Source organism: Caulobacter sp. 602-1 (genome assembly GCF_003931565.1).
In the GTDB taxonomy this organism is placed as follows: domain Bacteria; phylum Pseudomonadota; class Alphaproteobacteria; order Caulobacterales; family Caulobacteraceae; genus Caulobacter.
The window spans coordinates 536,185-556,644 of record NZ_RRYI01000003.1; the positions used below are offsets into that span (position 1 = coordinate 536,185).

Below are 20,460 nucleotides of genomic sequence, written 5' to 3' on the forward strand. Positions count from 1 at the left end.
CGGCGCTCCTTTCGACTGCGTTGGATGGAGGGGGGGTCAGGCCAGGCTGGCGGCGAAGCTGATTAGCTCGTCGCGCTGGGCATCCGGCATCGCCGCGAGAGCGTTCTTGATCATGTCCAGAGCGACCAGTTGAGCGACCGCGCGGCTAGCTTCGAACTCAGCGATCTCCTCGGCGGTCATCGGGACCACCTGACCGTTGATCATCTGGTCCATCAGCGCACCCATGTCTCGAAGGTGCCGGCGTCGATGCTCCCGGCCAGATAGGACCAGCGCAGAGCATTCATCCCGCCGACGTGCGCCATAGAAGCGGCCTGAGTGATCGGCGCCGGACCGACGGCGGCCGTGACCACCTCGTAGTCAGCGCGATAGTGGGGGAAGTGTGCAGCGCCGCTGATGGATGCGGACGCCCCGTCCGGCTGGGTCACGGACTGGGCAGTTCCATAGCTGCTGCCATTGTTGGAAGACGTCGCTACCGTAAGAGTGGTGTCGCTGCCGTTGTTATGGCTGGCGCCCTTCACGATCCCCATGACACTGGCGTAGCTCTGAGGGATGTTCGTCACGGCGACGCTGCTCACAGGCGTCGATACGGTCTGGGTATTGTAGAGGGTCCAGCCCGCTTTCTTGAGGGTCAGACCGTGGAACGCCGAGCCATCCGCCTCGACCAGCACTTCGTCGCCCGGGCCTAGCGTCAAGGTCGAACCATCAACCGTGGGGCCGGTGATGATGCCGGTCGTGGAGTTCTTCAGGTAGGCATAGAAGCCGTTGCCCAGGGTAGCGGCCGAGGTGAACGACACCGTGAACCCGCCAGATCCGGTGCAGTCGATGATCTTTCCCCAGTCCGCGGAAATGACCGTGTAGGCGCCAGTCTTGGCGGCATAGCCAACCGAAGCCGTGGCGCCGACGTCGCCGTTCGGAGCGAAGGAGAGGCCTAGGCGCTCGGTGTTCGTGAATGCGCCGGAACTCGACGCAAGGCTGACAGGCACCTTGCGATAGCCCGACGCCGCCACCACTGCGCCCGTGACCGCGAAGACCTTGAGCGAGTCCGAAGTCCCGCCTCGGAGGTAGATATAACCCTTCGTGGGCGAGGTGCTGTTGTCGTAGGTGTCGACGACCGCGCCAGCAGCTTGGCCATCCGCGTCGAGGTCATCTATGTACAGGAAATCGTTTGCGGCGCTGATGCGCAGGCCACCGTTGCCGGGATCGGAGTCCGTGGTCGTGCTAGAGAACGTGAAGCCAAGGCCGGCCAAATAGCTTTTGGCCTGAACTGCCGAGGCCGCAGCGTTGGTCGCGCTGGCCGCCGCCGCCGTGGCGGACCCTGACGCGGCCGTCGCTGCCCCCGAAGCTCCAGCTGCAGACCCCGCCGCAGCCGTAGCGCTACCGGCCGCCGCCGTCGCCGAGGCTTGAGCTGCCGTCTTGGCCGCATCGACAGCCGCCAGGCTACCGTACAGCGCCACGGCGTCGTCATAGACGCCTTGCGTGTCCGTCTTCAGCTGCGCGGTCTCGTCGCGAAGATCCTGGGCCTCTTCCTTCAGCGCCAGGGTGGCGTCGTAGATGCCCTGGTTCGCCGCAGTGCTGGCCGACAGGTCGTCATAGGTCTTGCTCTGGCCGTCGTCGGTCGACCACACAGCCGTGTAGAGCTCGGCGATGTCGGCGTAGATCGCCGGGAAATTCCCATAGGCGTCGCTGTGCACCGGGTTGACCAGCGGCGTGGTCAGGCCGACGTCGGCGTAGACCGTCTTGGGCGTACCCGGTGCGCCGTTCTCATAGAAAGCGATCTGCGCCGCGATCCGGTCCGCATTGTTCCACGCCCGCGATGGGAAGGCGCCGGGGAAGATGAGCAAGCCAGCGGCCATGGGGTCTCCATGCGAAAGCGCGCGCTCACGAGGCGCGGGCGTGGTAAAGGTGCGGGATGGGAAAGAAGATCGGCGGGCTGAGCCCGAAGGACATTCGCCGCCTGCGTGGCGACTACCTGCAGCGTCCCGGCGAGGACGAGTTCGACGTCTTGTTCCGATCTTCCAACGCGACGATCGGCCTATTCATCTTCTGGGCCGCTTTTGTGCGCAGCGGCCGATGGTTCAGTAAGCGGGTGCGGTCGGTTGTGCGCCGACCCGAACCGCTCCTTCGGCTCCCACCGCCCTTGAAAGCCTTGCCGCCGCCTGCTGATACAGCTCTCTGACAGCAGGCTCTTGGCCGGCCAGGCGGCGAAGCTCGGCGAGCGCCGCAACCTGGCCCTCTCGCCCGATGCGTTCGTCCAGGGCTTGGTTGAACCGCTCGATCGCGCGAGGACTGTAGGCGCCCGACGCCAGCTTCAGTCCGCCGAGCGTACCGCCCACCCCACCAGCCGCCGTAAGGCCGCCAGCCACGCCGCCGGTCGCGAAGCCAGCCGCCACCGTCGCCGGAGCTGTCGCCAGAGCCCCGACCATCCCTCGCCCGGCCGTGCCGCTGTCCGGCACCTTCGACGGCAGGACATCCTTGGCGGCGCCCGCGAAATCCTGACCCAGCGCCGCACCACGCGCGAACTGGCGCTTGCCGACCGTCTTGTCTCCGGCGCGAACCGCGCTCTGGTACTGAGCGGGCGTGAACACGCCACCGTCCGCGGCGACGGCTGACGCCGCCCCCTCGACGCGCTTGAACTCAGCGTAGGCGCGGTCGAGCCGCTTCAGCTGACCGCCGAAGGAAGGGTTTTGACGGCCGGCCGCGTCGCGAAGCGCACCAGAGATCCCAGTGATCGCATCACCGATCGCTCTCTGATCCGCGTCGGTGCTGCCACTGAAGCGGCCGGCAAGGGTCTTCAGTTCGCTCTGAACGCGCTGATAGGTCTGGCCATCCATGCCGCCGGCCGTGTTCATGCGGCTGTTGACGCGGGACTCGACGATGCCGAGCAGCTGGTCGCGCGCCTGAGGCGTGAGCGTCTCGGCGACAGGCACGACGTTTCGGGCCACGTCATCGGCGAAGCCAGGGTCCGCCCGAACACCACCCTTGGGCAGCAGGGCATCATATTTCGACGACAGCAGATCGCCGACATAAGCGATCGTGTCATTGCCGGGCTTCACGCCCTCCGGCACCTTGGCGTTCACATGGCTGAGCGCTCGGTTCGCGGCGGCCGTGTTGAACCGTTCGAGACCGCTGCGTCGAGCATCCTGGATGGCCGTCCCCAGGATAGGGGTCGACGTCATGGCGTCTTCGGTCATCTTCGCAGCGCCGCCATAGGCCTGGCCGGGCGTGAGGGGCACGCCCTCGGCCCGGAGCGCTTTGACGTTGTCCGAGACGGGTTTCGTCCGTGGTTGGCCGGCGCGCGCCGGGGCTAGGGCTCCGCCGACCGCCCCGAGGCCCAGCGTCACCGGGTCGATCGCCGCCTTCGAGGCCGTCGCCAGACGCTCTTGCGCCGTGCCGCGATCCGCCACCCCGGCCGCTGCACTCTGCACTCCGGCTGCAACCGCGCCCCGAGCCGCGTTCAACAGGCGCGGCGACTGAGCGTAGATGTTTGCGGCGTTGCCGGCCGGGATGGCCAACGTCGCCGCCGCGCCCGTCCCGCGGGCCAGAGCCGCCGCGTTCGGACGACGCTCGGCGAAATCGTCCTCGATACCGCGCTGGGTCTTCATGTTCCGGGCGTAGATGTTGGGTATGTCGCCCAGGCTCTTCGCCTTGCCGGAAACGACGTCAATGGCCGTACCCAGACCGGCGACCAGTTCGTCCCCGACCAGCAAGCCGCGATTGACGTTCGCCAGAGCGCCGGCGGCTTCCTCGAGCAGCGTGCGCTTCGGTGCAGCCTTCGGCTTGGCCGGCGCCTTCGCGGCCGGTTTGGCGTCGGCGAACTCCGACCAAGGGTCAGCGCCCTTCGCGGGCCTGGCGTCCTGAAATTCGCCCCATGGATCGGCCATCAGCGCACCTTCTCCCGGCCATCAGGGGTGATGAACCGGGTCCCAGGAGGCAGTCGCCGAGCCTCGTCGGGGGTGTTCACACGGACCGTAGCACTACCCGAAGCGCCGCCGCCGCGCGGCAAGGCGCGATAGCCGCTACCCTCGCCGTAAGCGACTTCAATCCCGTTGTTCTCGTTCACGTACTGGCTTCGCAGGGTCTCAAGCTTCTTGATCGCCGCGCGCGCGCCATCGGTTACGCCCGGCACGAAGGGCGTCAGGCGTTTGGTCTCGTTCACGGTCTGAGACGCGCCCGCGCGGTCGTGGATGATGAGGCTGCCGATGTTGGCCAACTTGGCGCGAGCATCGACCCCGCGCGGGTCCACCCGCTGGTTCACACCGTCGCCAGCGCCGCGCACCAGTCCGACCGACTGCGGATAGGCCTTGAGCGCGGCGATCGCTTCGTCGATCTGCTTGATCGACTGCTGGTTCCCGAGATAGCCGGTTTGAATGGGGGCCGGGAGCGGCTTGCCGTTGGCGGTCAGCGCCGCCTTTCCGCGCTCGATCTCGACCCGCTGCCCTTCAAGACCCAGGCGCTGGCGATCTATGCCGACCCGCTCGCCCTCATAGCCCAGGCGGGTGGCGTCGTTGTGCTCCCCGACCTGATTGTGGCGCTTGGTCTCGCCGAACTGCTCGTCGGCCAACGTGTTGTCGTGCTCGGTGTCCGACTTGCGCAGACCGAAGTCGCGATCGGCGTTGGCCTTGGCAATCGCCTCCCCCACCGACATGCCCAGCGCCAAGCTGCGCTGAAGCCCACCGGTGCTGTAGTCGCTAGCCGCGACCTCTTCAGGCGTCACGCCATACTGGGCAAGCTGTGGCGCCATGGCGATCGCAGCGGCCTTGCGTTGCTCGACCATCTCGTCGCCCGGGAACTGGCCGAGGAGCTGCTGAGCCACCTTGGCGCCGATCTCGGCTTTGCGGCCGATCTCCTCGCGCTTGGTGACGTCCAGCTTTGAAAATTGCTCGGCAAGATCGAAGTCTCCGGCGGCCACGGCCTCTTGCCGGGCCTGCGTTGGATTGGCGCTATACCCGGCCGTGATTTGGCTTCGACGCTTCTGGCGCTCCAGATCGGTTTGGTATTTCGCCTCCTCGCGGTCGGCCTGGCGCTGCACCAGAGCCAGCCTTTGCCGCTGAGCGACCGCCTGCTGGCCGGCTTGATAGCCTTCCAGGCCCATCGCGAAGACGTTGGGGGCGTTGTTGATGATCCCCCAGTCGATCTCGGCCATGCGTTGGTCTCCTAGGCCTGCGGTCCGAAGATGTTGCCGGTGCGAACCGTCGACGCCGACGTGGTGTTGGAACGGTTGCCGAGCGCGTAGCCCAGGGCGCTAAGGCCCGTGCCGATCAACTGGTTCGTCTGGGCGGCCGAGGTCAGCGCCGCATTGCCTTGGTTGGCCGCGTTGCTGAACAGGGCGTTGCCCTGGTTGTTGGCCGAGGCCTGCGCGGCGCCGGTGTACGAAGCCGCCGCCCCCTGCCCCAGGTTGGCCAGGTTGAACAGGTTGCCGGTCTGGGTGTCGTAGCGGCTGGTCTCGTAGGCGCGGTTACCCAACGCCAAGTCGGTGCCGTAAGCCCGGTCGAGGTTGAAGATGTTGTCGGCGCGGTTCTGGCCGTACTGGTAGTCCGAGCGCGCGAGGTTGGCGGCCTGGAATGCGTTGCCGCTGTTGAGCGAGTCGTAGGCCTGCGCGAGCGACGCCTTGAGGCTGGTGTCGTAATTGTAGTTGGTGTCGAAGCGCGACCGGTCGACGTTGTACTGGTTGGTGTTGTAGTTTCGGAAGTCGCCGTAATACTTGACCTTGTTGTCCTGGCCGATGCGCTGCAGCGCCTTCAGCGCCGCGCCGCTCTTGCCGGCTCCCGCCGCCGCAGCTGCGGAAGACGCCGCTCCCGATTGCTGCGAGATATCGTAGTTGGCCGCCAGGGCCTCGGGAGAGGCCTCATAGGCGTCGTAGCTGACGTCCAGGGTCTTGTCGTATTCCGGGCGGGTGTAGGTCGGCGCCTCGTAGACGTTCGGCACATAGGCGGCCGGAGCCTGTTGCGCCGTCGGACGGGTGTAGGTCGGCACCTGGGCGGCGCTGGACAGCTGGACGTCGGTCGCCGGCGCGGCGGATTGGCTCGCGGAGACCGTCGGAAGATCCCAACCGGCGGCCTGGCCATAGCGCGCATAGTGGTTTGCGGCCTTCTCCTCCGGCGTCGAGCCTACAAAGCCGCCGTTCGGATCGTTGATCGCCGCCTGAAGGTCGGGATGGGCCGCGATATACGCGCTCCAGTCCGGCGAGCCCGCGGCGGGCGGCGAATACGGGGTGGCGCTCGCATAGATGTTGCCGGCCGCGCCTTGAGCCGGCGTCTGGGCCCCGGCGCCGCTGGCGTAGATGTTGCCAGATCCCAGCGTCGAGCCGGTTGGGATCAGGCCAAAACGGGCGGCCAGCGCGTTCGTGGACAGATCGCCTGCGGCTCGGCTTGTCGCCGTGTTCTGCTGGGCGATCTGCATCGCTTCGCGCTGCAATGCGGTGTTCTGGTCGGTGGCGTACTGCGATGCCTGGGCGGCCGTCTTGGCGGCGGATTTCGCGGCGCCTCCGCCAAGAAGGCTTCCCGCCGCAGAAATGCCGGCCGCGACCAGAATGTCGTCGATCCCGAACAGCCGAACGATCCCGGACGTGTCCTTGCTCGTGACGGCGCGAAGGTCACGCATGAAGCTCTCCTTGATCATGGACCGGGATCCTCGCCAGGGTCCCACGGCGGCGTGGGCGGCTCGCCGGGCCAGGTGGGGAAGTCGAGCGGGTCACCGCACCCGCTGATGTCGGTCATGGTCGCGCCGGCGACGGTGGCGACGGCGCACTGGGTGAAGACCAGCCGGGCGTTCGAGGCGTTCGAAAGCTCGATCAGGTATTCCGACAGGTTGTTGAGGTAGACGACGTTCTGGGTGACCGTCAGGAGCAACTGCAGGATCAGGGTCTGCTGCTGTTGGAGCTGCTGGGTTAGCGTGTCCTGCGCTTCTTCCTGATCCTGGATCTGCCTCGACACCCGCTGCCAGAACAGCATGAACTGCGGTGTCGGATTGCCCTTCTTGTCGACGATCGCGACGCCGGCGGCGAGTGTGGGAAGCTCGAAGGCCATCAGCGAACGACCTCGTTGTAGCGTGCCGCCCGCAGGGTGAACTCGATGGGGTCGCTGACCCGAAACTCGAAGAGGTGGGACGGCGGATCCATGCGACCCAAGCCCTTGAAAGCCGGCCGCTGGGTGTAATCACCCTGCAGGCCGAGGCTGGCGTAGGTCCAGTCGAGCCAGGTCTTGCCATTGTCGCGGCTGACGCGCGCGCCAACCTTGGGATTGTCGACCGGGTAGTGGAGCGAGGCCGACCCGACCGAACACTCCAGGATCACATTGAAGCAGCTGTCCGTATCGCGGACCGGCAGGAGCGCCGGATAGACCCGCACCAGCGGATCGCCGTCATCGTCCAGGGCGTCGGGCGAGAGGACGCGGAGCTTGCCATCAAACGTCCCGCCGATGACCCAGCGGCCCTCCGAGAGCTTGGCGCCGCAACTGGCGTTGAACAGCGAACGTCCCAGCGAGGCGAACTCGCACCATTGACTGGTCGTGAAGTCGAAGGCGTGCGTCCCAAAACCCGGCACGTCGAGCACATAGAAGCTGTGGCCGTCGGCGCTGAACATCCAGCCGCCAAGCGTTTTGGCGGGATCAGCAGCATCCAGGCCAGGCCGCGAGCGTCGGATGATCTCGACCATACCAGCGTCGCTTATGGGGATCGGTAGGGCCTCGCCCGAGCGATAGACCTGGTTGTCGTCGCCGACCCACGCCGCGAGGTCGCCCATCGCGATCGAATGGACGCTGGCGCATCCCACCTTGGATGCTCGGCCAAGCACGCGCTGGGCCGGAAGGTCTGGATCGGCGACCGGGGTCCAGTATTCGATCGACGAACGACCCAAGAGGATCAGCTCGTCTCCCGAGACAGCCAGGCCCTCAAGCTTGTCAGGCGAGCTCTCGGCGCTGAAGTAGTTCAGGGCGTCGACAGTGGTCTCGCCCGGCACGGTGAAATAGACGCGCCCGTCGAGCACGGTGGCGATCCAGAACCGCCCGGCAAGGAAGACGACGTCCAGAACCTCGATGTTATCCGGCATCTCGACGACCGACACCGTCGTATCGAGGTGGAGATAAAGCACGCCCGCCCGGACGATCATCGTGTTCGCGCCGTCGGTGGCCATGCGAACCCGACCCGTGCCGGCCACGCCGGTCCCGGCCGTCGTGATCAGGCCAGCGGTCGAGACGGCGTAGGCAGAGGTCCCGGAGACGCAAAGCATGCCGTCGGCGTCATCCTCGCGGCGGATCACGCCCGCCACCGATGACCCGGCCAGGGTCGCGAACGGTTTGAGGCCCGGACGTCCGATCATCGAAACCTGATCGCGGACGTTGGTCGGATCCTGCTCGAAGAAGGCGTTGACCAGGCGGATCGGCGAATTGTCCCGGCGACGATAAGCGCCTCTGGCGATGGGCAGCGACGACATCAGCAGAAGATGCCGGGAGTTGCGTCGCGCCGGCCGTCCGCGCCTTGGCGGATCCGCGTCTCGAAGGCTTGGGCCCGGCGGCGAGTTTCGTCCCCCAGCTTCTGACCGGTGTCGTCGCTGAGAGCACGGGCCAGGCAGCACGCCAGGCCGTCGGCGCCCAGAGCCGCAAGCGGCGCCTCGTCAGCTTCGATCAGAGCTTCGATGTGGACCCACTGGCCGCGCCAGGCGTCCCAGAGGTTGGTGGTCCGCTCGCCGGTCGCCGGGTTGATCACCACGATCAGCGCGCGGTTGCGTGGGCGGTCGTCGCGGCAGAACCCGAAGCCGTAGTCGTCGCTGTAGGTCAGACCGTCGACCTGGGTGTAGTCCGGTAGCGTCACGGCGGCGGTCGAGCGAACGCGCTCACCGGCGCGCGCCGTGTAGGCGCTGTCCTTGTAGACGTCGCGCAGCGGACCGAACGAGCCGCCCGAGGCCCATTCGTCGAACATCGACTGAAGGGCCGCCATTCCCATGCGAGCGTCGGCGTCACTGGGATTTTCGGTGCGGCCGATGTGGCCGACCTTGCGCAAGGCGCGTGTGATGATGTCCCGGCAATTGGGCATCGGATCACCTCACGATGAAAGGGGTGCGCCCCACCCGGGGGATGGCAGGCGGGGCGCTGGGACGAGGAGGGATCAGGCCTCGTCAGGCGCGGTGGCGGCGTCGAGAACCGCTTCCAACGCTTCGATGTCCGCGTTCGGGTCGAACTCGACGCCCAGGCCTTCCAGCTGTGCGATCAGTTCGGCGCGGATTGGGTCGACGGCGGCGATGAACTGCGCTTTCGCCTTGCGGGCCTTGGCGCCGCCCTTCTTGCCGTTGCCGTCATGGTCGAGGGGATCGGCCTCGACGAAGAACGGATTGCTCTTCAGCGTTGCCTTGTGCTGCTCCGGCAGGTGGCCGACGTCGACCGGCTCATCGCCGACGACGACGCCAAACACCTCGACGAAGCGCGGATTGTCGGCCTGGGCCAGAAGCTCCAGGTCGTCAGTGAGGCGGATGAACATGTCAGCGCCTCCTAGTTGGTCACATAGTCGATCAGGACCTTGATGGTCCCGGCCGCCGCCGTGGCCGGCGCCGTGGTCACCTTCACCTGAACCAGGGTGTCGGCGGTGTACTGGTAGCCGAAGCCGGTAAGCGGCGCGATGGCGGCGGTGTGGCCGCCGGCCTGGCCGATCGTGGCGCCGGTGATCAGGCGATCGTCATCGCCAGCGTCGCCGACGGCCAGGACAACCGCAGGCGAACCGCCGGTGTCGATGTCCGTCGACGAGAGCTGGCAGCCGACGATCTCGGCGCCCTTCGGGATCATGATCCCGCCGAGCAGCGCGCCCAAGGTCAGTTGGCCGGCCGTGACCGCGATGGTTTGGCCGACGCTGATCCGGTCGTTCGAGGACGTGCTGGTCTTGGCCGGCGGCGTCGGGTTGGTGGCGACGTAGGTTGGGAAAGCCTTAGCCATGGGTCAGGCGTCCTTAGGCGCTGCGAGCAGCGTAGATCGAGACGATCCCGTGCTGCTGGTTGTTGAAGAAGGTCTTGTCGACCGAGCGGAGTTCTTCGGTGCCGACGCCCTTGATGAACCCGTAGTCGTCATCCTTGCGCTGGGTGCCGATCGGGTCCTGCCCCCAGCCGACGACCATGGCCTGGGCGCCGCAGAGATAGCCGGGGTCAATGTTGGCCGAGGAGCCGCCCACGGGGCCCAGGCTCGGAAGCTCGGGGATCTCGTGGATGATGACGCCGCGATAGACCAGGTCGCCGTCTTGGAAGTACGGGTTGCTCTCGACCTCACGCGGACGGGCGTCCTTGTTGTAGGCCTTGATGTCCGTGTCGTTGCGCAGGTCCGTCATCGCGTCGGTCGAGACGAACAGGAGGTAGAACTCCTTGCCGTCCGAGCCATTGCGATAGGGGCGGATCGCGCGCTGGCCGGTCGCCTTGTTACGGGTCCTGGCCAGCTTCTTGGCCGCATCGATGGTGGCCGCCGACCACTTGCCGGTCGAGGTGTTCACGTTGCCCAGGCCGGTGGCGAAAGTGGCCGAGTAGTTCGAAGCCGAGTTGCCGAACTGGATCCGGAACTGGTTGGCCGCGGCGAAGGCGTTGCGTTGGCTGGCGGTGGCCTCGATGTACGGGACCTGGCGGCCGATGCCTTCGTCCTCGTCATAGCGGTTGTCGTCTTCCGCCACGACCGACAGGGCGTCGATCATGCGATCGCGCATGTCGTCCGAAGACCAGATCTTCAGCACGTCCTTCTGGGCGCGGAAGAGGTCGATGGCCGCCTTCTGCTGCTGCGACTTCTTCACCGTGACGGCGTTACGGCGCCAGACCGGACGAGTCCGGAAGGCGAAGTTGTCGATCGGCTCTTCGTTGCCGGTCAGCTTGCCCGCACCGGTGCCCTTGCCGCGCAGAGCGCCGACCAGGGGAATGATGAGATCCTTGCCGCCGTCGATCAGCTCACGCTTGGTCTGGATGACCGCGTTCACGGACGACGACATGTAGGGGTTGAAGCCCGACTCGCGGACGTATTCGGTCCAGTAGTCCGACTGCCATTTGACCAGTTCGAGGTCAGCGGTGACGACGGTATCAGCCATCGTGGGTTCCTTTATCGATCGAACATCGCGGCGTAGGTGGCTTCGCCATCACGCACTTGCGGCGCGGCGACACGGCCGGCCGAAGGGGTGGCGGCAAGGCTGGGCCTCGGCGCGACAGGACGTTGTGGGGTGATCGGCGCCGGCGCGGGCTGAGCCGCGGGGGCCGGGTTCGACGGTTGGGAGGGCAGCACGAAGCCGAGTTCGGCGGCGCGCTTGCGAACGAACTCGTCGGGGTCGTCGCCGACCAGGGTCATCGCCTTGTGGCGTTTGAACTCCTGGAGCGCGAAGCCGACGGGGTGGTGATGGTTGAACGACTGGTGCCTGAAACCAGGGTCTTGCTCCGCACGCTGCTGAGCCCAGGCCAAGGCCTCAGGGATCATGGCGGCGTCCGGGCTGCTCTCCGCGATCAGCTTCGAATTGTTGAAGGCTTGGACCTTCAGTTCGTGTTGGATCGTGGCGGCCTGGTGGGCTGCAAAGCCTTCAGGATCCTCAAAGGGGTCCGGGATTTGCGGCGGGTTGATCTGCGCTTCGAGGGCGCGGGCGCGGGCCTCGGCCTCCTTGGCGCGGTCCCGGGTGTCCAGCAGGGCGGACAGCGGCACGTAGCCAGGCGGCGGCGCATTCGGCGTGGGCTGGGCTTGCGGCTCGACCGGAGCGACAGGCGCTTCGGGTTCGGCGGCTTCCGGCGGCGCGGCCTCCGGTTCCGGCGCGGCGAGAGCCGGCGCGGCTTCGGCGGTCACGGGCGCTTCGCCCAGGTCGGAGGGTTCATCCGACAGGAAGTCAGGCAGGTCAGTCATATTTCACCTTGGAGCGCCCGATCAGCGGCGGCCTGTTCGCACCCTCTCAGCCGGCGCGTAGCTGCGATCGCCCGTTGGCCCCGGCGGCGGGCATGGGATCAGCCGGCTTGTTGAAGCCAGCTTTCCAGCATGGGGTTCTGGGCCTGCTGCGCCTTGATGGCGGCTTCGGCCTGGGTCTCGGCGGTCTCGGCCTGGGTCTTGCCGACCTTGGCTTCCGTCTCGGCGGTTTCGGCGGCGGCCTTGCGTAGGGCCAACTGCTGCACCGGATTGGGGTTCTGAGCGGCCTGGGCGGCCTGCTCCTGGCGAGCCTTACGACGGTCCATGATCTGGGCCTTGTGCGGCAGCGCCGACAGCGCCAGCAGGTCGTCGAACGGCACCTCCTGCGGACCGTAAGCGCGGGCCAGTTCCGACAGGATCTGGAATTGCTCCTGCTGGACGTTGGTGGTGTCCGGCACGCTGTCGAGGATGATGTCGATCTCCATCTTGGCGATGGCGTTCTCGACGCCGACCTGAACAGGTACGCCCTGGACGATCGGCTCACCGCTCCACGTGTCGTAACCGACGACCTGGTCCTGCACCTCGATCACCGGCCGGTTCAGGTGCAGGAAGCGCCAGGAGTTCTCGTCGTCCGTGATCCGCTTGACCATCGGCTCGGTCCAGAACTGGCGGACGCGCTCCCACGCCTTGACGAGGGTCGACTCCTCCCACTTCTTCAGGGCCTTGAAGACTATCGCCAGCTCGGTCAGCCCGGCTTGCTGGCGCACGAGGTTGGCGCGGCCGCTCTGGTTCTCCCCTTCCCTGCCGAGCACCGCCGGATTGACGCCGGCGCGCTGGATGGCCTGCTTGTCCTCCTGCAGCAGACGGTAGTTGCCCTCGAACATGTCGGTGGTCGGCACCACCTCCCAGCCCGCCGGAAGCACACCGTCAGGGCGCGCGGCCTCGCGACGGGCGGTCTCGGCGTCGACCTCGGCCGCGTCGGGCTCACGCTGTTGGATCTGGCGCGCGCTCGTCAGATAGAGGAGCTTGGACTTGCGCTTGTTGATGCCGTCCTGGTTCGATCGCCAGTCCGACACGACGCCGTAGCGGTTGTTGTCGTCGTCGACGTAGATCGCCGCGGCGCTGATCGGGTTGGCCGGCTGCTTGTCGTCGTCGAGATAGGGGCTATCGCCCGCCTCCAGCAGCAGAGAGCCGGTGAAGACCACCTTCTTCCAGCCGCCGTCCTGACGGTACATCTCGACCACCAACAGGCGCTTCAGCTTGGGGTCGGTCCAGAGCAACGCCATGTTGTTCTGCGGCCGGTCGTCGAAGGTGGCGTTGGTGTCGCCCATGCTGCACTGGGTGCGCAGCTCGGCGGCGAACTCCGGGTAGATCTTGGCGACGTCCTGGACGTAGGACCACTTGGCGATGCCCATGAACGCCGCGTCCGAGAAGTCGGTCTCGCGGCTGAACGGGTCGTAGAAGAATTCCTCGAACCGGATCCGGCGGACGACGACGTTCATCCGCTCGTCAACTTCGGTGATCGAGGCGCCAATGCCCTCGATCAGCATGTTCTCGAACACCTTGAGCTTGATGTCGTGGAGCTTGGTGTCGTCGTAGACCAGCTGCAGGACGTCCGTCGCCGCGTCGGCGGCGTTCTCACGGTCCGGGGTGCGCGGCGCGGCCTTTGGGTCCGTCTCGCCCCGCTCGACAACGCCGATCATGCCGTTGATCGCCGGCTTGATGACGTTGTCGACCTGGGGCGGCTGCCGACGATCGGCCAGCACCTTCAGGTCAGCCGGGCTGATCTGCTTGCTGTCGTAGTAGCGGCGGTTGGTCCGCGCCTCCTCGCGGGCCTTCTGCTGGGCATCGCAGGCGTTTTGGAAGTCGCGCTTGAGATCGCCAAGCTGGGGCGCGTAAGCAGGCTGAGCCTCTTGGGCCTGGTCGGTCATGCTGACATCCATGTTGGCCCTCCCTGGCTGCGGCTGGCGGCGTAGTCGTCACGCTTGGGCTTGGCGCGCTCGGCTGGGCGCTTCGCCGCCTTGCGCACTCCCTCGTGGGCGTAGCGAAGGGCGTCGATGACGTGGTTGTTCTTGTCGTCGAGGATCGGGAGGACTTCCTCGGTGTCCGGGTCGACCTTGAACGAGTAGGTCGCCAGTTCGCGGGCCGTGTTCACGCAGCGCTCGTGCACCACGATGTCGAAGGTCTTCAGGAACTCGATGCCGTCTTCCACCGAGCCGGCCCCCTTCACGGCGGGCAGGATCTTGAAGCCTCGCCGGCGCATGTAGCGGATGGTCTCAGGCCGGGCGCTGTCGGCGGTGATCCGCCACTTCAGCGCCCCGGTGACGCCCTTGCGCCGGTTCGGATTGGTCCAGCGTTCAGCCGTATGGTCCTTCGGACAGTCGCCAGCGAACAGGGCCGGCGTGTCGTCGATCTCGCACCCGATCTCCCAGGCCTCCTCGTCCACGAACAGGACGCGGCCGCTCGGGTCGTCGATCGCCTCGCCATTCGGACCCCACCGGCCAATGAACGCGGCCGCCAGAGTGGTCGGGTCCTGGGCAAAGCCCCAGTCGGCCCCGAACCGTCGGTTGGCGTTCCTGGGCGTGTCGAACTTGGCGACCCGCCAGTTCGTGAACACCAGCGCGTTCGTGCGCTTGAGGTATTGCCCAAGCCAGACGTGGTTGAACTTGTCCGGGTCGCGGAGGCGGTCGACCTCCATCTCGTCCCGCAGCTCCTGGGGGAACCACGGGTTGTCGGTGTAGTTGGCCGTGACGACCACGGTCCCTTTCGGCGGGTGCGGTCCGCACAGCAGAGCCTCGATCGGATCGTCGGGCTTCTCCGGGTTCCAGCTGGCCCAGATCTCCGAGCCAGGCTTGCGGAAAGTCGGGCGAAGCAGGTCCAACGATCGCTGGCTGAGCGACTGGGCCTCCTCGATCCAGCAGACGTCGTAGCCTTCCAGCGACTTGATGCTGTCGGCCGTGTGGTTCTGCATCCCCTGGAAGTCGATGCGACCGCCCTTCCCGGCGCCGGCGATGACTTCGATGTGGGTCTCAAGGACGCGGAAGAGGTGGGACAGCCCGCGCGAGCGGATCTTGTCCTCGATGAGCTGCTTGACCGACTTGGCGATCGACTTCTGGACTTCACGGACGCAGACGGCGCGCGTCTCGGCGCCAACGCATCGCGTAACCAGCAGGTCGGCGAAGAAGTGGGACTTGGCCGAGCCCCGCCCGCCCTTCGCGCCCTTGTATCGGCTCTTGGCGAGAAGCGGGACGAAGACCCTAGCTACCGGAACCCGGAGCCGCATCGACCACGACGTATTCCACGGCGGTGACGGTCTGGTTCACGTCGACCTCGCCTTCTAGCTCGACCGACTGCTTGGGCTTGCCGTGCGCCCTATCGAGGATCGCATTGGCCGCAGCGACGCGAGCCGCCGCCGGTGACTGGGCGTTGCCCATGATCTCGGCCAGGGTCGTCAGCGCCGACTGGCTGTACTCGCTCGCGGCCGCCTTGATGTCGGCCGTCGCCTTACTGACCGCGCCCTTCGGCCGGCCCGCGCCTTCGCGCTTCCCGCCTCGGGTGGGCATGGTTTGATTTCCTTTGATTGTTTTTCAGATAAGCGAGCACCTGCTCGAGAGACGGCCCGATATGGGGAATTGCGCCTCGACAGGCCCTGAGTTGCAGCTAAGCTTATGCACACTCATGGAGGGCGAAATGACGATTACGTTTGGCACGGCTTTTCGTCGACGCAGCAGCAGAGAGATTGCCGACGGCACGTTTGTTGTCGCGGAGCTGGGAGATGCCTTTTTGCTTTGCCTGAAAGGCGGAACACAGCACGAGGCGCTCTATGCTGTGCTGGCCCAGCAGGGATCCGAGTTGAAGGGCGCTGTGCCTACGTGGGTCAACGCTTTGGGGATGGGAAGTGAAGTTTGTCCCTTAGAGGGGCTTCACCTCGAATTTGGGCCGGGCGCTTTCCAACTCCCTGTTGCGACAACGGCACCGAAGAACGGCGCTATCGCGATCGACGAAAATGGCGGGCACTGGCTCTATCTGAAGGACCAGAACACACCCGGCGTGCAGTATGTGAACCTCGCGACTGGGGAGTTCCGCGCCCAGATCGGACCAAATCGCAGCTTCTTCCAAGAATGGCGGATTGTCTGGCGGGAGAGCCCCGACCACGATCCGGTAACGGTCGCCAGCATGGGCTCCGCGCCTCATTGGCACGTTGCCTAACACCTTCCCGCCGCCAGCCTTCGCCGGTGCGACGTGCGACGTGCGACTAATCGGGCTCGGGCCGGCAATGCGGCTCGATATCAGCAAGCATCTGGCGGATGCCTGCGGTGACCTCCGGAGGGCGGTCGGCTCGCGCGCTGCGCTCATGCATCGCGATCATCTCGCGAAAGAGCAGCAGGGAAATCGCCGGGTCTGCGCCTTCCGGGGCCATAAGGTGGAAGGCTCTGTACTTTGGCCCGAGCTGGTCGGCGATCGACCAGGGAGTATAGCGAACCCAGGGTGCGGGCCGGCGCCTATGTGGGCGATCCCAGCCGCCGATCTCGAATCCCGCGGCGATGTCTTCGCGCAGGACCGGCTCATCGTTGACGACCTCGACAATCTCGCCGTGGCTGGGTCCACCGATGAGCATGTAGCTGGCCATGGTCGAAGCCTAGCCCACATGCCAGGCACGAAAAAGCCCCGGCCGATGGGTCGGGGCTGGCGGCGCAACTGCGCTGTTTGAACTTTCGGTAAATCTCAGGCTGTTCGGCGCGCCTGTCAAGCGACCACGGGTCAAGGAGTTGCATTCGGCAATGTCGCCCGCCATGGTGGTTTTCACACATGGCTTAGAAGGGACTTCCGATGTTCAAGTCTGTCGCAGTAGCCCTGATAGCATTTGGACTAGCTCTCACTCCGGTAGCTCAAGCGGTTGGCCAAACTGGGCCTGACTACATTGGCGTATTCGAAGCGGTGAACGAAAAGGGTTCGCGCTTGGAGTTGGAGCGGAAGACCCCCCAAGCGAAAACGAAGCTGAAGGCGCTGGGTTTTGCTGGCGGCGCGTCGGAATACGTCATTAGCGGCGGCACGTCGCCAGTGCGTTTCAACGCTGGACAACGGCTTGAGTTCGTCGTTCGGGTTCAAAGGCAGGACATCGATCCATACTCGACAGTGCAATTCTTTACCCTGGTGCCCAAGCAGAGTACGCGCCATTTGCCGATAATGTCCGCTGGAGCTCTTGGTATCGGCTCCTCTCGGCAGCTAGAAAGCCGCATAGTAGAGTTTACCGCTTCAAAATATGGGCAGAATTTTTTCAAAATCCGCCCGAAGATTAACCTGCCGCCTGGCGAATATGCTCTCAGTACATCCGACGGAAAGGACGCATTCCTTTTCGGGGTCGACTAGCACCGTACGCTCCCTCGGGGCTTCAAGCACCCTTGGGACGCTGCGGAATGGCTTGCCGCCGTGTAGCGTCTTTCCGCGCCTCGCTCTGATCCGGTCTTGGCGGCTTTCTCATCAAGCCCTTTGATCACGATGCCGCCCAATCACGGCGATTGCATCGCGGGCAAACACCTCTCTATGGTGGCGCTTCACTGCAGCCTTGGGAGGGGCACATGGGAAGCTTAGGCCCGGTCCACTGGATCATCGTGCTCGTGGTCGTCGCCACGTATATCATACCCGTCGCGCAGATCCTCAGGCGCACCGGCTTCTCCGGGTGGCTTGCCGTCCTCGCGCTCATCCCGCTCGTGAACCTCGTCCTCTTCTGGATCTTTGCGTTCGCGCCTTGGCCGCGCGATCACAGCGCCGCCTAGCGGCTGGGAGAGGGGAATGCTTAGGCGCTTATCAATCGTCGCCGGCATGGCGATGGCACTGTCTACCCCAGCGGCGGCGTCTGAGTACCGCCAGACCTTCAAGCGGCCCGCTTCGGAGGTCTACGCAGCGTTAGTCAAAGCGCTGCCTGGCCTTCGGTACAAGGTCAAATCGCAGAACGACGAGCTGATGCGGGTATCGCTGTCAGCGGGAATGTCCGGATTCTCGATGGGGGAGAACATGACGGTGGCCATCGTCGAAGAGGGCGAGGGGCGCTCAGCCCTCGAGCTTGATGGCGAGCTGAAGATGTCGACCAACATCTTGGCGAAGGGGCGCGTGATGAAGCACTTCAACACGATCGTCGATGCCGTTAGCGCCGAGCTTAAATCACCGGCTCAGCCATAGCCCCTTACCCCTTGGAGGGGGAATGAGACACAACAAGCTGATCGCTTCGATCGTGTTGTCGCTGACCCTGGCATCGTGCGGCCCGCGTGCCGATCCAGCCATTTGCTCAACACCCCCACCAGTCTCTACAACGACCCCCGGGCCTAGACCCTGGCCTAATGCGCAGGGATGTGTCCACCGATGGGCTTACCGCTTGGCGGGGAGCAGTGAGCCGGCCGATCGCGTTGCAGAAGCCGTCATCGGTGGATGCCGCGACGCAATCGACAAGATCGTAATCGAGCATCTAGCCGATGGCGGCGCCGTGCCCGCACGCGATCCGATATCCGGCAGGCCGATGGACGAAAGAGCAACGGTTTTCCAGGAAATGCGGACGCTTGCTCTATTTCACGTAATCCAGGCGCGGACGGGCCATTGCGCAGTTCCGTAAGGATCCGGCCGCCGATCTCCACAGCAGCCCCCCCTTACCGGTGGGGCTTTTCAATTGGCTCCCAGCGACCCAGATCCGCCACCTACTCAATCGGCACTTCGTAATTCCAAGCGTCTTCGAGCTTGGACTGAACTTCGTCGATGTCGCCCTGCACGTAGATCTGATCGGTCTGCCCACGGATCAACAGTCTCGTTGTTTCGCCAGGTTTGGCTACCGAGATAGTTTGGACCTCTTGCGGGTTCACCCGGATCGGATGACCGCCGATTACAGCAAAGCCAGCGTAGCGAGGCATCATGGAGACCTGTGGTTGAATGGCGCGATTTGGAACAGCCTTGAAGCGTTTTTTGCACCGCTAAGCTGCTCCGACAAGGTCTCGCTGCCGAAATCTCGACCGCTCATTTCCGCTTACAATCGTTTCGAGCCCATCGATCAGCAGCCGCTGACGGCGCCTCGCCGGGCCGGGAACAACCTCCCCCCTCGCCTGCCAGATGACCCACTGCGGCCAGTGGCCCAGGATCGCCACCGAGAACAGCTCGCGCGCCTGCTCCGGCTTGAGGACGGCCCAGATCTCGCGAAGCTGGCCGGGCACGACGGGGAGCGGGTCGGCCTGGCGCGGCGCCGGCGTCGACGGACGTGCCGCCATGACCACGGCGTCGAACAGTCGGTTGACGTCCGCCGACGGCATGTTCGCCCAGTTCAGCTTCTCGCCGATCAGCGCTCGATCTTCCTTGGACAGGACGCCGAGGTCCGACGGGTCGCGGGACACCGCCATTACCGGGAAGCGGATCCCACGGTAGAGGCGGATGAACAGCTGGGCGGCGTCGTAGCGCTCCTGGGTCAGCCAACCGCGGGCCAGGGCCAGGTCGAGGGGGTGTTCGGTCTTGGTCAGGTCGACCGCCTCGCCATCCTTGGCGCCCAGGAGAGCCCGGCGCATGGCGACCACCCGGCTGTTGGGCTTCACGTCGGGCTTGAGCTTTCCGGAGGGGTAGCGGTCGCCGGACTTGCGGGGGCGGCCGTTCTTGAAACTACGCATGTGATGTTCCCCGACTTTTTACGATCAGCGGCCGCGGCCACCGGGCGCGATGCCGGCGCGGCGCATGTGTTCGGCGATGGGCAATCCGTCGACCGTGCAGGCAGCGATGACCCGGTCGTATGATTGGGTCTGCCCGTTGTGGCCGCGCTCCACGGTGCAGGTTGCGCGCCGGCCGACGAGGCGATCCATCGCGCGCTTCGCCTCGCGGCCGCCCAGGTCGTGCAGTTCAGGCGCGAACCAGCGCGCTTCTCGGATCTCCAGCCATTGGGACGGGTCGCGACCCAGTGCCAAGCAGAAGCTGTCCCCGTCGCCGACGTAGATGATCGGCGCTGAGACGCGCTGGCCGGGCCGATAGCCCGACACAGGCGCCTCACAAGGGTCTGCAGCCGCCACGCCGGCGATCAGGGTAAAGGCGGCTGCGGCACCGAGGCGCGCGATCAGACCTATGGTTGACATGGTGATTTCCCCGACTTGAACAGACGCTTCAGGATTGATCTTCGGCCGCAGGAAGCGGCGGTTGGTCTACGCACTCGCGCTCGTCCAGGCCGGTCATGGCGCGGTAGATCACCAGCTTGCGAAGAGCCGACATCCGCAGATCGTGGGTGGTTGTCGGCGAATGGCCGATCCGCATCGGGACGCGGTCGCTCCTCGCGCTCTCGGCCAGGACTGCGAACTCTTCCATGGTCAGCTCGGCGCGGATTTTCCTGATCAACTCCCGAGCTTCCGGCGCTGCAGCGTGGACGAGCCCCTCGAACCATTCCTCCGCCCGTTCTTGCTTGGGCGTGCGGCTGAAGTAATGGTCGCCTTCTTCGCGTCGCCTCTCGAGCTCTCTCTCGCGCCGCTTGGCTGCGGCGGCTGCACGGGCGGCTTGGCCGACAGCGAATGGCGGCAGATAAGGCGGAGCTTTTCGCTGGGCGATCTTGCGGCGCTTTCGGTCGGCCTTTGAGGTCATCGTTGGGTCTCGCTTCCAAAAATGAGATTCGTGGTTT

24 protein-coding genes are annotated in these 20,460 nt (G+C 65.6%); 4 read left to right on the top strand and 20 right to left on the bottom strand.

Going from position 1 to position 20,460, the window contains the following annotated elements; genetic code table 11:
• Positions 1-36: 36 nt before the first annotated feature.
• The 15 genes from EIK80_RS26100 to EIK80_RS11490 all read right to left on the bottom strand — a co-directional run bounded on the left by EIK80_RS26100 (position 37) and on the right by EIK80_RS11490 (position 15,394).
• On the bottom strand, positions 37-213 hold the full coding sequence (locus EIK80_RS26100; protein ID WP_158624671.1) for a hypothetical protein: 177 nt from the start codon (positions 211-213) through the stop codon (positions 37-39).
• Positions 213-1,853 (bottom strand): hypothetical protein, encoded by a 1,641-nt coding sequence (locus tag EIK80_RS26105; RefSeq protein WP_158624672.1) that lies wholly within the window; start codon positions 1,851-1,853, stop codon positions 213-215. The genes EIK80_RS26100 and EIK80_RS26105 overlap by 1 nt, the downstream gene beginning before the upstream one ends.
• 222 nt (positions 1,854-2,075) lie before the next feature.
• On the bottom strand, positions 2,076-3,881 hold the full coding sequence (locus EIK80_RS11430) for a hypothetical protein (protein WP_125157100.1): 1,806 nt from the start codon (positions 3,879-3,881) through the stop codon (positions 2,076-2,078).
• Positions 3,881-5,143 (bottom strand): hypothetical protein, encoded by a 1,263-nt coding sequence (locus tag EIK80_RS11435; protein ID WP_125157101.1) that lies wholly within the window; start codon positions 5,141-5,143, stop codon positions 3,881-3,883. The genes EIK80_RS11430 and EIK80_RS11435 overlap by 1 nt, the downstream gene beginning before the upstream one ends.
• An 11-nt stretch (positions 5,144-5,154) precedes the next feature.
• Positions 5,155-6,600 carry a hypothetical protein gene (locus EIK80_RS11440; RefSeq protein WP_125157102.1) on the bottom strand — a complete coding sequence of 482 codons (1,446 nt, stop codon included), beginning with the start codon at positions 6,598-6,600 and terminating at the stop codon, positions 5,155-5,157.
• 14 nt (positions 6,601-6,614) lie between these two features.
• Entirely contained in the window at positions 6,615-7,025 is a 411-nt protein-coding gene (locus tag EIK80_RS11445; protein WP_125157103.1) for a hypothetical protein, read from the bottom strand.
• Complete coding sequence (locus EIK80_RS11450; protein WP_125157104.1) at positions 7,025-8,428, bottom strand: hypothetical protein; 1,404 nt, start codon at positions 8,426-8,428, stop codon at positions 7,025-7,027. The genes EIK80_RS11445 and EIK80_RS11450 overlap by 1 nt, the downstream gene beginning before the upstream one ends.
• Positions 8,428-9,027: a hypothetical protein gene (locus tag EIK80_RS11455; protein ID WP_125157105.1), complete on the bottom strand. Its 600-nt coding sequence runs from the start codon at positions 9,025-9,027 to the stop codon at positions 8,428-8,430. Before EIK80_RS11455 ends, EIK80_RS11450 begins: the two co-directional genes overlap by 1 nt.
• Positions 9,028-9,099: 72 nt before the next feature.
• Entirely contained in the window at positions 9,100-9,468 is a 369-nt protein-coding gene (locus EIK80_RS11460) for a hypothetical protein (protein WP_125157106.1), read from the bottom strand.
• Positions 9,469-9,479: 11 nt separating this feature from the next.
• Positions 9,480-9,917, bottom strand: a complete 438-nt coding sequence (locus EIK80_RS11465; RefSeq protein ID WP_125157107.1) for a hypothetical protein — start codon at positions 9,915-9,917, stop codon at positions 9,480-9,482.
• A 13-nt stretch (positions 9,918-9,930) separates the two neighbouring features.
• On the bottom strand, positions 9,931-11,040 hold the full coding sequence (locus tag EIK80_RS11470) for a DUF4043 family protein (protein WP_125157108.1): 1,110 nt from the start codon (positions 11,038-11,040) through the stop codon (positions 9,931-9,933).
• An 11-nt stretch (positions 11,041-11,051) separates the two neighbouring features.
• Entirely contained in the window at positions 11,052-11,834 is a 783-nt protein-coding gene (locus EIK80_RS11475) for a hypothetical protein (protein ID WP_125157109.1), read from the bottom strand.
• A gap of 98 nt (positions 11,835-11,932) precedes the next feature.
• Positions 11,933-13,774 (bottom strand): hypothetical protein, encoded by a 1,842-nt coding sequence (locus tag EIK80_RS11480; protein ID WP_125157110.1) that lies wholly within the window; start codon positions 13,772-13,774, stop codon positions 11,933-11,935.
• Entirely contained in the window at positions 13,759-15,114 is a 1,356-nt protein-coding gene (locus EIK80_RS11485) for a PBSX family phage terminase large subunit (protein WP_125157111.1), read from the bottom strand. The genes EIK80_RS11480 and EIK80_RS11485 overlap by 16 nt, the downstream gene beginning before the upstream one ends.
• On the bottom strand, positions 15,089-15,394 hold the full coding sequence (locus tag EIK80_RS11490) for a hypothetical protein (RefSeq protein WP_125157112.1): 306 nt from the start codon (positions 15,392-15,394) through the stop codon (positions 15,089-15,091). Before EIK80_RS11490 ends, EIK80_RS11485 begins: the two co-directional genes overlap by 26 nt.
• Positions 15,395-15,521: 127 nt before the next feature.
• Here EIK80_RS11490 and EIK80_RS11495 point away from each other — a divergent pair, with 127 nt between their 5' ends.
• The gene (locus EIK80_RS11495) at positions 15,522-16,040 is read left to right on the top strand and encodes a hypothetical protein (protein ID WP_125157113.1); all 519 of its coding nucleotides are present in this window, start codon (positions 15,522-15,524) and stop codon (positions 16,038-16,040) included.
• 46 nt (positions 16,041-16,086) lie between these two features.
• Here EIK80_RS11495 and EIK80_RS11500 read toward each other — a convergent pair whose 3' ends face one another.
• Positions 16,087-16,461 (bottom strand): hypothetical protein, encoded by a 375-nt coding sequence (locus EIK80_RS11500; protein ID WP_125157114.1) that lies wholly within the window; start codon positions 16,459-16,461, stop codon positions 16,087-16,089.
• 200 nt (positions 16,462-16,661) lie between these two features.
• Here EIK80_RS11500 and EIK80_RS11505 point away from each other — a divergent pair, with 200 nt between their 5' ends.
• The 3 genes from EIK80_RS11505 to EIK80_RS11515 all read left to right on the top strand — a co-directional run bounded on the left by EIK80_RS11505 (position 16,662) and on the right by EIK80_RS11515 (position 18,011).
• Positions 16,662-17,201 (top strand): hypothetical protein, encoded by a 540-nt coding sequence (locus tag EIK80_RS11505; RefSeq protein ID WP_125157115.1) that lies wholly within the window; start codon positions 16,662-16,664, stop codon positions 17,199-17,201.
• Positions 17,202-17,410: 209 nt separating this feature from the next.
• A complete protein-coding gene (locus tag EIK80_RS11510) occupies positions 17,411-17,608 on the top strand; it encodes a hypothetical protein (protein WP_125157116.1) in 198 nt (65 codons plus the stop codon).
• A gap of 16 nt (positions 17,609-17,624) precedes the next feature.
• The gene (locus tag EIK80_RS11515; protein WP_125157117.1) at positions 17,625-18,011 is read left to right on the top strand and encodes a hypothetical protein; all 387 of its coding nucleotides are present in this window, start codon (positions 17,625-17,627) and stop codon (positions 18,009-18,011) included.
• Between the two features lie 509 nt (positions 18,012-18,520).
• Here EIK80_RS11515 and EIK80_RS11520 read toward each other — a convergent pair.
• The 4 genes from EIK80_RS11520 to EIK80_RS11535 are packed head-to-tail and all read right to left on the bottom strand — an operon-like array spanning position 18,521 to position 20,423.
• Complete coding sequence (locus EIK80_RS11520) at positions 18,521-18,733, bottom strand: hypothetical protein (protein ID WP_125157118.1); 213 nt, start codon at positions 18,731-18,733, stop codon at positions 18,521-18,523.
• A gap of 57 nt (positions 18,734-18,790) precedes the next feature.
• On the bottom strand, positions 18,791-19,471 hold the full coding sequence (locus tag EIK80_RS11525) for a hypothetical protein (RefSeq protein WP_125157119.1): 681 nt from the start codon (positions 19,469-19,471) through the stop codon (positions 18,791-18,793).
• A 24-nt stretch (positions 19,472-19,495) separates the two neighbouring features.
• Positions 19,496-19,927: a nuclease gene (locus EIK80_RS11530; protein WP_125157120.1), complete on the bottom strand. Its 432-nt coding sequence runs from the start codon at positions 19,925-19,927 to the stop codon at positions 19,496-19,498.
• A 28-nt stretch (positions 19,928-19,955) separates the two neighbouring features.
• Positions 19,956-20,423 carry a hypothetical protein gene (locus EIK80_RS11535; protein ID WP_125157121.1) on the bottom strand — a complete coding sequence of 156 codons (468 nt, stop codon included), beginning with the start codon at positions 20,421-20,423 and terminating at the stop codon, positions 19,956-19,958.
• Positions 20,424-20,460 lie beyond the last annotated feature (37 nt).